The sequence below is a fragment of the Treponema phagedenis genome (assembly GCF_008153345.1).
In the GTDB taxonomy this organism is placed as follows: Bacteria; Spirochaetota; Spirochaetia; order Treponematales; family Treponemataceae; genus Treponema; species Treponema phagedenis.
In genome coordinates this window covers 787,497-797,944 of the sequence record NZ_CP042818.1, presented here as the reverse complement: position 1 = coordinate 797,944, position 10,448 = coordinate 787,497, and the positions used below count along the sequence as shown (strand labels likewise).

Here is a 10,448-nt window from a genome sequence, read left to right as displayed (position 1 = left end):
TGGCAAAAATAAGTTTTTCATGCTTTATTCCGGCCATGCAAGCCATGCTTGCCTCTCTAAGCTTTTTATGTTACTCTAGTATAACAACGGAGTGATTATGAAAATCGTTAAAATAGTATGGATAATCGTAGGCTTTTTGTTTTTAGGGATTGGGATTATAGGGATTTTTTTGCCCATCCTACCTACAACGCCTTTTTTACTTATAACTCTTTTTTGTTTTACTAAAGGCTCAACACGTGTTCATAACTGGTTTATACAAACAAAAATTTATAAAAACCACTTAAAACGATTTAATGAAAACCGCGCAATGACTTTAAAAGCAAAAGTATCTATTTTAGCTTTTGCATCAACCATGCTTTTAATCGGGTTTTATTTTTCAAAAAATCTTTATGCGCGCATAATAATCATTTTACTTATGGTAATAAAATATTACTATTTTATATTCAGGATAAAAACAATTCGGCCTGCAGCAAATCCCGATTCTTCCACTCAAAAAAAAGAGTCTCCGAATGAAGCGGTTTAAAGCATGGCAAGTTTTAGCGCTGCGATTTGATTTTTTTCCAAAGAAGGATTTAGTTTTTCTTTCAAACCGCAGGCTGAAAATCCGATAAGGATTTTATTTTTTAAAGGGAAGTTTATTTTTCGTTCAGAATTGCGGCAATATATGAAAGCCCTTTTAATGTGAGTTTTTGATCGATTTTAGTAAAAAGGTTTTCTGCATTTTCAAGCACACCGGAAAGCCCTCCTGTCGCAACAACAAGGCAGTCCGTACCAAGTTCTTTTTTCATGCGTACAATCATACCTTCCACCAATGAAGAATAACCGAGCACAATTCCGGACTGAATTGCGTGTACGGTATTTTTTCCCAAACTTGAATGGGGAATTTCAAGAGGAACCGAAGGTAGCTGTGCAGTCTGTGTAACCAGTGCTTTTGCCGCAGTTTGTAAACCGGGTGCAATGGCAACGCCTTGGATACTTCCTTGTGAATCAACAGCGGTAAAGGTAAGAGCCGTGCCGAAATCAATGACGATGCAAGCTTTTTTATAAAATGTATAGGCACCGACCGCATTTGCAATAATATCCGTCCCGATGGTATAGCGTGCCGTTTCAGGAATTGCGATGGGAAGTTTGTCATATACATCGTGGGCAAGAACAGCCGGTTTAATTCCGGTAAGGTTTATGAGCACTTGAGAAAAGACAAGCGTAAGCGGCGGTACCACAGAAGAAAGAAGAGAAAAATGTACCGAAGAAATATCAATATTATCATCGCGTAAAAGGCTGCGAATAATCGTTGTGTACTCATCAGCGGTACGCAAAATATTCGTATATAAGCGCCAGGTTTTTACACAGTTCGGCTCGTTCTCGATTCTTTCTTCTTCAAAAAGACCAATTACAATATTAGAGTTACCAATATCTACAACTAAATGCATTGAAAAAATTCCTTGCGATTACGACAAAAAGAATACAAAGGCTAAAAACTGCAAATGGGTTTTGCAGCATATAAAAGTATCTTACAAAACCCATTTGAGATAAAGCTATATCTGGGTACTCTTTTTGAGTCTTTTCAGCACTTGATTAAGCCGAATACCATAACAAACAGAGCAACAGTTTCGCAAAGACCGACAATTGTAATATATTGCGCAAATCCTTTTCCCGTTTCGGCAAGGGCATCGGAGCCTGAGGCGGATGCTTTTCCCTGTGCTACCGCTGATATGGCAATAGCAAGTCCGCAGACAAGTCCGAGACCTAATAAGAACCATGCATCTTTTTGAGAATTAAGCATTCGATCCATCAACAGATAACCGTAAATTGTCTGCGTTAAAGGAGCTCCGGCAAAAGCGACCAGTATAAAAGGTGCTGGTTTGTTACTCATGTAACAGCGTTTCCACGCGCCGATTGTTCCTTGCCCCGCAATAGCGAGTCCGATTGCAGATCCGATGGCTGAAATCCCGAGTGCGGCCGCCGCACCAAATAAACCAAAATTCATATGTAATCCTCCATATCCTTACAGCATTTAGTTATCGCTGAAAGGTTCGTATTTTATACCGGCCCATGCGAGACCGACATGGTTTGAAAATTCCAAAGTATTTAATCGCACACCGTGTACGATAACCGAAAGCACATTCATAATATAGTTTAATCCGTGTCCGAATAAAAGTAATAAGACACCGAGAAATACCAAAAAACTTCCTAAAGCAGGACCCGCCATTGCATTGACCGTTGCGCTAATTGCGCCGCCGGCAAGCCCAACCGCCCAAAGACGAATATAACTCATAATATCGGCAAAAATATTTACCACCCCAAGAAACTTACTGATGCTGTTTTTAGCATTTTCTATAAGACTTTCTCGGATGCTTGTTTCATACGAGGAAAAAATAAAGTTTAAGATAAAGCCCGCAACAATTGCAATAATCACGTAAGAGTTTATCGGATATTTTTTGCTATCGATAATAAGGTTCAATACCACAAAATATATTCCGTACAGCATTGCAAGAGATCCGATTTCGCCGAAAACTTTCAGAGAACGGAAGCTCCGCTTTATACCGATTATATGTCCAATTGTAAGCTGTATGAGTCCGAGTATAAAACAAAAATGCATTTGATTTTTGTTTCTGATCGTTTCTTCGGTGAGATTTGAAAATCCCGGTATTGAAAGGTTTTGAAGCCAAACGGGAAGATTTTCGGGCGCAAGACCGAACCAGTTGCATACAATTGTACCCCAAATAACGGTTAAAAAACCGAGATATAAAAACATTTTAAGTGCAAGCGGAACTTCTTTTTTTGCCTTTTTCGCCTTTAAGATCATAACTGCGGAAATAAGTACCAGAACGCTGCCATAGCCCGCATCGCCGAATATCATGGCAAAAAATATTCCGAAAAAGAGTAAGAACCAAAGGGAAATATCAGGTTCGGTATAATACGGAATTGTACCGAGGAATTCGGTAAGCGGAGTTAATAAGTTTACAAAACGATTATGCTTCAATTGAGTAGGCACAATATCTTCATCCGTAGGATCATTGGATACGCATGCCCACCCTTCTTTTTTTGCAGTTTCAAGTAATGCGGCTTCGTTTTCTGTGGGAAGATACCCTGAAAGCCAAGCAAGATTCATTTTTTTTGTTAAGCTGTCTTTATCATTCAGTTCCACAAGCGGCATACCGGCTCTGACTACCTCAAATTCAATCTCTTTTGCGCAAGTTTTTTGCAGCTTTTTCATTGCAGGTATATATGTGGTAAAAGAAGCAAGCTTTTCTTCGATATCGGAAATTCTAACCGTTAAATCGTCCCGAATTTCTTCAAGCTCGGATACTGCAACTGCAGGCATCTCAAGTTCTTGCACGTCATCGGGTAAATCTATCGGGAGCTTCGGCTCTTCCGAGATAATGACACAACGCACCAGTTTTTTTCTTGCAGAAAGTAAAACAGTGGTAAGCGAATCAGGCAAAGCACGATAAGATTTTTCAGAAAGCGTTACCGGAAAAAGATATACACCCTTTTCCGCGAGCTCTTTTATATCGGCAGGGTTAAAGTTCCCCCAAGGAGCGTAATGCGTAATGTCGGAAAGAGTAGCTGCAAGACGATCTTTTGCGGCATCCTTTTCCTCCGCCAATGCAAGCGTATTGTTTACCAGCTCCATAAGTTTTTCTTGATCTGCATCAGCGGAGCCACGCACTTTTTTCTTTAGGTTTTTTGCAGCCTCTTCAATCAGAGATTGAGCTCGAGTCAGCTTTGTATCAAGATCGCGCAAGGATGAAAGCTTTTCGCTTGATGCCTCTCTTTTTTCTATGTGTAAAACACCTAGTTTGCGTAATGCTTCCAGTGCTTTTTCCTGCTCATTGTGTAAGACCAAAACAGAGGCTTTTTTCATGGGTACTATCATTGCGATTCCTCCTGTGCTGCACTTCGAAACTCTGATTTCTTTTTGGAAATCTTTCCGCGCACTACCGCCGCAACTTGCTGATCCGCTAAATAAACCGTGATCTTTCTGATATTTTCCCGAGTTTCGGGAATTTTTATTTTTTCAAAAAGGTTTACCCGCTGCGTTGTAGTACGCAACTCTTGATTAAGCAGTTTTACCTGTTCATCAAGCACGCGTGCTTCAAGATCAAAAGTTAAAACCTGTTCCATTTTATCGGAAGCAATATCAACCCACAAGGGAGTTACATACAGGTCGTATTCTGTCCTTGTAAAATCGGCGCCGGAAAAAACAGGAATACGCACACCGGCAATATTTCCCGTTGACGTTCTTACTTCCTTTATTTGCACGGTTTCGAGCTTAAACGCATTTTTTTCTGCAAACACGGCGATCCATTGCTCAAATTCTTTATTAAGCGCATCTCTTTGCGAGCGAACCGCATGCGCTCTCGCTTCTATACCGCGTATCTCGGTTTGCAGCTGCTGTTTTTTAAGCTGAAGGGTCGGCAAATACCGTTGGAACATTTTTAATGCTTCTTTTTGATTTTTCAGCTCATTTTTAGTAAGTTTTATTGCCATAGTATTCGTTCCCTATGTGCGCACCCAATATTTTTTGATGAGCTCAGAGTTGATACCTGTTTCTTCGGGAGTAAAACATGAAGAAAGAATCTTCCAGCCCGCATCAAGAGCCCCCTCCAGTGGAATATTAACCGACAAGTCCATCATTTGCGCTTCAAAGAGTTTGCCGTATTTTAAAAGTTTTTCGTCCCATTCGCTCATCATAAAACCCATAGATTTTTTCTCTAAGGTATCTTTAAATGAAGCATAGAGTTTAATCATATTATCCATTAAAGCACGGTGATCATCACGTGTTTTGCCGTTTACGTTTTGCTTTAATCGGGAAAGACTGCCGAACGGTTCAATTCGACCGTTTTTAAGATAAAACTGTCCTTCGGTGATATAGCCCGTATTATCAGGAACAGGATGCGTAACATCGTCGCCGGGCATGGTGGTTACCGCCAATACGGTGATTGAGCCTGCATCGTCAAATTCTACCGCCTTTTCGTATCGGGCGGCAAGCTGACTGTACAAATCTCCCGGATAACCGCGATTAGAGGGAACCTGCTCTTGAATGATTGCAATTTCTTTCATTGAGTCTGCAAAGTTTGTCATATCGGTGAGCAATACCAGTACGTCTTTTCCTTCAAGAGCAAATTGTTCAGCCACTGAAAGACACATATCCGGAATCATAAGGCATTCTACCGTGGGGTCTGCCGCCGTGTGCACAAACATGACCGTTCGGCTTAAAGATCCCGCTTCTTCAAGGGTTTCCTTAAAATACAAATAATCATCGTATTTTAAGCCCATACCGCCTAAAACAATAACATCAACTTCCGCCTGCATCGCAATTCGTGCAAGCAATTCGTTATACGGCTCACCGGAAATAGAAAATATCGGTAGTTTTTGAGAGACAACAAGCGTGTTAAACATGTCGATCATCGGAATACCGGTTCTAATCATACGGCGCGCCATAATTCTTTTTGTAGGGTTAACCGATGGGCCGCCAAGCTCTACAGGATTATCGTGTAAAGCAGGTCCTCTGTCGCGCGGTTCTCCCGAGCCGTTAAAGATTCTCCCGAGAAGATCGTGTGAAAAACTTACCTGCATTTGTCTTCCTAAAAACCGCACTTCATCACCTGTTGAAACACCGCGCCCGCCTGCAAAAACCTGCAACGAAACAATGTCTCCGTCAAGCTTATTTACCTCCGCTAAAGAGGTGCCGAAAACGGTTTTTACCTGCGCCAACTCTCCATAATGTACACCTTCAGCCTTAACGGTTATTACAGAACCGGTGATTGATTCAATTTTGCTATAAACCTTGTTCATATTTTACCCCGCTTTTCCAAGTAGTTTTTAGCTTGAGGATCAAGTTCCTGTGATTTTTCAGAAATGAGGCTCAATACTTCGGTTTCATGGGATTTAAACTTGGAAGAATTCCATTCAGAATAATTATAGTCTATAAATAAAAGGCGCAGCTTATTAAAATAAGCTCTTGCCTCATCCTTTGTCTCAAAATTAAATTTTCCGCCCAAAACTTGTAAAATAATCTCATAGCAGTGCTTTTGCCGCTCAACAGAGACCGCATCATCGACCTCATCAAACGAGTTTTGTTGTAAATATACCGAGTCAAGGAAGAGTCCTTTTAAATACACAACAAAGTCTTCGATAGTAGTGCCTTCTTCTCCGACGACTTTCATCATCTGCTCTATTTCGGAACTCCGCTGTAAAAATGAACGCCCATAGGCTACCTGCGCGGTGTCGAGTACGCCCGGATATTTAGACCATGAATCAAGCGGATGGATAGCCGGATATTTTCGCGCATCGGAGCGCTCCCTCGATAAGCCATGGAAGGCGCCTACAACTTTAAGCGTTGCCTGCGTTACCGGCTCTTCAAAGTTTCCGCCTGCGGGAGAAACCGTTCCGCCGATTGTAACGGAGCCCATACTGCCGTCTTTTAAGCGCACAATACCTGCCCGCTCATAAAACGTTGCAATATATGATTCGAGATAAGCGGGAAATGCTTCTTCACCGGGTATTTCTTCCAAACGACCGGACATTTCTCGAAGAGCCTGCGCCCAGCGGCTGGTAGAATCGGCAAGCAAAAGTACATTTAATCCCATTTGCCGATAATATTCAGCCAAAGTTACTCCGGTATATACTGAAGCTTCACGGGCTGCTACCGGCATTGATGAGGTATTACAAATAATAATCGTACGCTCCATTAAAGAACGCCCTGTCCGCGGATCGGTTAATTCAGGGAATTCTTTTAAGGTTTCAACAACCTCTCCCGCCCGCTCGCCGCAAGCGGCAATAACTACAATATCAACCTCGGCGTTGCGACTTGTTGCGTGTTGTAAAACAGTTTTTCCCGCCCCGAACGGCCCGGGGATACAATAGGTTCCGCCCTTTGCTACCGGAAAAAAAGTGTCAATTGTTCTGATTTTGGTAATGAGCGGCTCTGTAGGTTTAAGCCGTTCAGCATAACAATCGATTGGGCGTTTTACCGGCCAGCGGAAACTCAAAGTAAGCGGGTAGACTTTACCTCGCTCATCGGTAACTTCCGCAACGGTATCTTTTAAGGTATATGCACCCTCGGATGCAATGGATTTCAGTGTATAGGTTCCGTACATATCAAAAGGAAGCATAATACGATGGGTAAAACTGTTTTCTGGCACGGTGCCGAAACAGTCTCCGCGAGTAAGTGTATCGCCGACTTTTGCGATAGGAGTAAACTCCCATTTTTTCTCTCTTGAAAGCCCTTCAAGGTACACGCCGCGCTCCAAAAAGTATCCTGCTTGTTCTGCCAGTTGCGGAAGGGGATTTTGCAGCCCGTCATAAATTTGCCCGAGCAATCCCGGCCCTAAATCTACCGACAGAAGGTCGCCGGTAAAATAGACGGGATCTCCTATTTTAATTCCTTTAGTAATTTCAAAAACCTGCATCTGGGCTATTGAGCCTCTGATACGAATAATTTCGCCTTTTAGACGTTTGTTATCTACTTCTACATAGCCGACTTCATTCAGTGAAATATGCCCCGTAAAGGCGACACTGACCATATTTCCATTAATGCCGACCACCTTGCCTTCATTTTCTATCATATGATTCTCCAAGAATAGTGTTATAAAGTACTGTATACTCTTTTTTGCCCTCTTCAACAGTAAAATGAGCCATGCGTTCTAAAAGTAAAAGTTTTATACCATAGGCAAATACCGCATCCGCTGTAAAATAATCCTGTGGCATGAACCGATCTGCGGCGGCAAAACGCAATTTGTCAAGATAAGTTTCCGCTTCTAAAGGGTCATCAAAATCCGTTGCTGCACGAACCGCCTGTACCAACCCGATATCGGATACTTCCGCTTTTTTGACCGATTCGGGGACATTCCACCGTAGCCTTGATGCGCGTGCTTGCGCAAGCGTTACCCGCAATTCCCGCTCAAAACGATACCAGTTATCTAAAAAAACAGAGCCTGTTTTTTCATATTCAATCGGCGGCTCTAATGAAAGTTTTTCTAAAATTGCAGCATCTTTTTTTGACAGAAAACGCAAAGAAAGTTCTCTAAATTGCGCTGTACTTAAAGGGGGCGCCAGATTCGGCTGTAAGGAAGGTAATTGTGCAACCAAATAATAATAAGAAGCCATTAAAGCTCCTTTGCCGCCGTTTTAAGAATTTCAGCGGTACGCGGATTTATATAGGAAGAAAAAAGGTTTGCAACCGCTTCTGCGGAAAAATCATAGTAAGCGGCACCGTCTTTTGTTGCGATTCTAAAGCCTCCTTCAACCTGATCATCAGCTTTGATTTCAATACCTGAAGAAAGCTTTTCTTTTAATCCCGTCAACAGAACATTTTTAAGTGCATCTGCATCTTCAGGGGAAAGAATAATTGAAAGATCATCATTCCCGGTGTTTTTAATCCATGCCAGTACCGCTTCGGGAATTAAATTTCGCAAAACATCTCTATCGTATGCTTTTAGGGTTTCGGTTTTTATAAACGCATCCAGTTGCGCAAGTAAATTATCCCGAAAAGAAAGAAGCGTGTTTCTTCCTGCCTGAAAAATGGAGGCGACCGCTGCTTGATCAAAACGTTCGGCTTCCGTCTTTGCTGTTTGGATAATCTGTTTTGCCTCCGCATGTGCATCATCAATAATACTGCGAGCCTTGTCTTCAGCATCACTGATAAGCTTCGCCGCTTGCTCTTCTGCGGGAGCGACACCGGCTTGCTTAATTTTATCGACAAGCTCCTGTAATTGTATTTCCATAAAACATCTCCTTATGTGATAATTTTGCAACTGTTTTATATAAACAATAAGATATTTTTAATCGTCTGTAAAATTATACATTTTTTATTTATGCCGCCCATTCGCATTAACATACGATAAGTTTTTCACAAAACTTTTATCTATAATCATACTGAAGACCAAGCAACATTTACTGCGTACTTCTCCATTATATAATAAAACTATATTTGACGCAAGAAAAACATAGAATCTTTTTGTATACAGTACAGATGATTTAGTGAAAAACCGTCTTTTGCTGTTTTTTGTTCCTTACAGTTCCTTACAATCGATGTAAAACTTACTATTTGTTATGTGTGCGTCCGTGTCAAGGTGCGGTACACACAAACTCTCTTACAGCAATCCGGCAATGGCGGAGCCAAAGGTTACCGCATTGTCAATTGAGATAAGCTCAAAATAAATTCCCCGCTCTTCGGTGAGGACTGTGTTTAAATATCCAAGTGTTCTGTTGCGCATGTTGTGCATTTTTAAGAAGGTGGTTCCTTCGGCAAGCACACAGACCGGCAATGCGGGATTTTTTCCTTTGCCGCTTTTGATAACGGAAGCCGCAATATTTGCCGCTGCGAATTTTGCGGCGCGTCGTACAAGGGCATCCAGCAGTCTAAAGATTAGTTCGCGGTCATCTTCGGTTCCCTTTGCGGCAATGCCGCCGATCAAAGTGTCTTCGGCGTGGGGCGCATAAAAGAATTTATCCATATCGGCGGGGGTAAAATCCTGCATGTTTTGCAGGGCGGCATTTACCGGCTTTGAAAACAAGCCTTCATTTGCGGCGGTTCGCAGTATAAGGGAGGCAAGCGCACCGAAATAAGCGCCGGAACACATCTTTTCAAAAAGATAAATTTCCGGCACATTGGTTGTCTTTGCAAAGGCATCGTCAAGTTTACTGCGCGGCACTTTATTTGATTTTCCCGATTCACAAACGACAATTTGCGCGGCGGGAATATGGGGAACCTCTTTGTTATTTTGAATTTTCGGGATCGGCTCGTATTCGATATATGCGCTGTTCATTCCGGTACCGTAGATAAATCCTACATAGGAATCATACCGCCTTCCTTTTACCGCTGTTGAAGCTCCCGCAAGCAGGGCAGCAGCCGTATCATTGAGGAGCATAATTTTTTCAGGCTTTTTCCAGCCCCGCTTTACCAAGGCTTCGGATAAATTTTTTCCGACAAAGGAGCCGATTACTTCAGGGGCTTTGATCTCTTTGGAAAACTGAATAACCTCGCCGTCGCCGTCGGGACTTATTTTCATTGCATACGAAAAACAAAAACCGATTCTATCCGCCTTGTCTTTTAAATGATCCAAAAACGAGGCGATGGTTTCAAAGAATTCCGCCTTGCTGTATTCACGGTCAGTTGCCGGCATCGCCTGTTTTTCCAAATCACTGATGGTCGGAACCCCTTTTTCGTCAAAGTGCACTAAGCAGGAGCGGAAATTCGTTCCGCCTGCATCAATGACTATAACCTTTTTATTTTTCGGCGCCTCTTCCGGCGGAAATATCCATGTGGGAATCATATCCAGTGCAGGCCCCGTATTCGGCGGCAGTACTGGATCCTTTTCCAACCCGCCTTTCATCTCAAACAAAAGACAATCAATAACCGTATTAATATTGGGCCCGTTTACATCAAAATTGTGGCGCCCAAAAAATGCTGCTACTTTATAAAGAGGTTCCATACAAAA

The 10,448-nt window shown here is 42.2% G+C and carries 10 protein-coding genes; 1 reads left to right on the top strand and 9 read right to left on the bottom strand.

Going from position 1 to position 10,448, the window contains the following annotated elements:
• Positions 1–97: 97 nt before the first annotated feature.
• Positions 98–523, top strand: coding sequence for a YbaN family protein (locus FUT79_RS03445; RefSeq protein ID WP_024752218.1), 426 nt, complete (start codon positions 98–100; stop codon positions 521–523).
• A 112-nt stretch (positions 524–635) separates the two neighbouring features.
• Here FUT79_RS03445 and FUT79_RS03440 read toward each other — a convergent pair whose 3' ends face one another.
• The 9 genes from FUT79_RS03440 to FUT79_RS03400 all read right to left on the bottom strand — a co-directional run bounded on the left by FUT79_RS03440 (position 636) and on the right by FUT79_RS03400 (position 10,442).
• On the bottom strand, positions 636–1,430 hold the full coding sequence (locus FUT79_RS03440) for a type III pantothenate kinase (RefSeq protein ID WP_024752217.1): 795 nt from the start codon (positions 1,428–1,430) through the stop codon (positions 636–638).
• Positions 1,431–1,564: 134 nt separating this feature from the next.
• The gene (locus tag FUT79_RS03435; RefSeq protein WP_002697189.1) at positions 1,565–1,987 is read right to left on the bottom strand and encodes an ATP synthase subunit K; all 423 of its coding nucleotides are present in this window, start codon (positions 1,985–1,987) and stop codon (positions 1,565–1,567) included.
• 27 nt (positions 1,988–2,014) lie between these two features.
• The gene (locus FUT79_RS03430; RefSeq protein ID WP_024752216.1) at positions 2,015–3,880 is read right to left on the bottom strand and encodes a V-type ATP synthase subunit I; all 1,866 of its coding nucleotides are present in this window, start codon (positions 3,878–3,880) and stop codon (positions 2,015–2,017) included.
• Positions 3,877–4,494 carry a V-type ATP synthase subunit D gene (locus FUT79_RS03425; RefSeq protein ID WP_044634320.1) on the bottom strand — a complete coding sequence of 206 codons (618 nt, stop codon included), beginning with the start codon at positions 4,492–4,494 and terminating at the stop codon, positions 3,877–3,879. Before FUT79_RS03425 ends, FUT79_RS03430 begins: the two co-directional genes overlap by 4 nt.
• A gap of 12 nt (positions 4,495–4,506) precedes the next feature.
• The gene (locus FUT79_RS03420; RefSeq protein WP_002697195.1) at positions 4,507–5,802 is read right to left on the bottom strand and encodes a V-type ATP synthase subunit B; all 1,296 of its coding nucleotides are present in this window, start codon (positions 5,800–5,802) and stop codon (positions 4,507–4,509) included.
• Positions 5,799–7,574, bottom strand: coding sequence for a V-type ATP synthase subunit A (locus FUT79_RS03415; RefSeq protein WP_024752215.1), 1,776 nt, complete (start codon positions 7,572–7,574; stop codon positions 5,799–5,801). Before FUT79_RS03415 ends, FUT79_RS03420 begins: the two co-directional genes overlap by 4 nt.
• Positions 7,561–8,115, bottom strand: a complete 555-nt coding sequence (locus tag FUT79_RS03410; RefSeq protein ID WP_002697198.1) for a DUF2764 family protein — start codon at positions 8,113–8,115, stop codon at positions 7,561–7,563. Before FUT79_RS03410 ends, FUT79_RS03415 begins: the two co-directional genes overlap by 14 nt.
• Positions 8,115–8,732, bottom strand: coding sequence for a V-type ATP synthase subunit E family protein (locus tag FUT79_RS03405; protein ID WP_024752214.1), 618 nt, complete (start codon positions 8,730–8,732; stop codon positions 8,115–8,117). The genes FUT79_RS03410 and FUT79_RS03405 overlap by 1 nt, the downstream gene beginning before the upstream one ends.
• Before the next feature lie 369 nt (positions 8,733–9,101).
• Positions 9,102–10,442: a hexokinase family protein gene (locus tag FUT79_RS03400; RefSeq protein ID WP_002697204.1), complete on the bottom strand. Its 1,341-nt coding sequence runs from the start codon at positions 10,440–10,442 to the stop codon at positions 9,102–9,104.
• Positions 10,443–10,448: the final 6 nt, after the last annotated feature.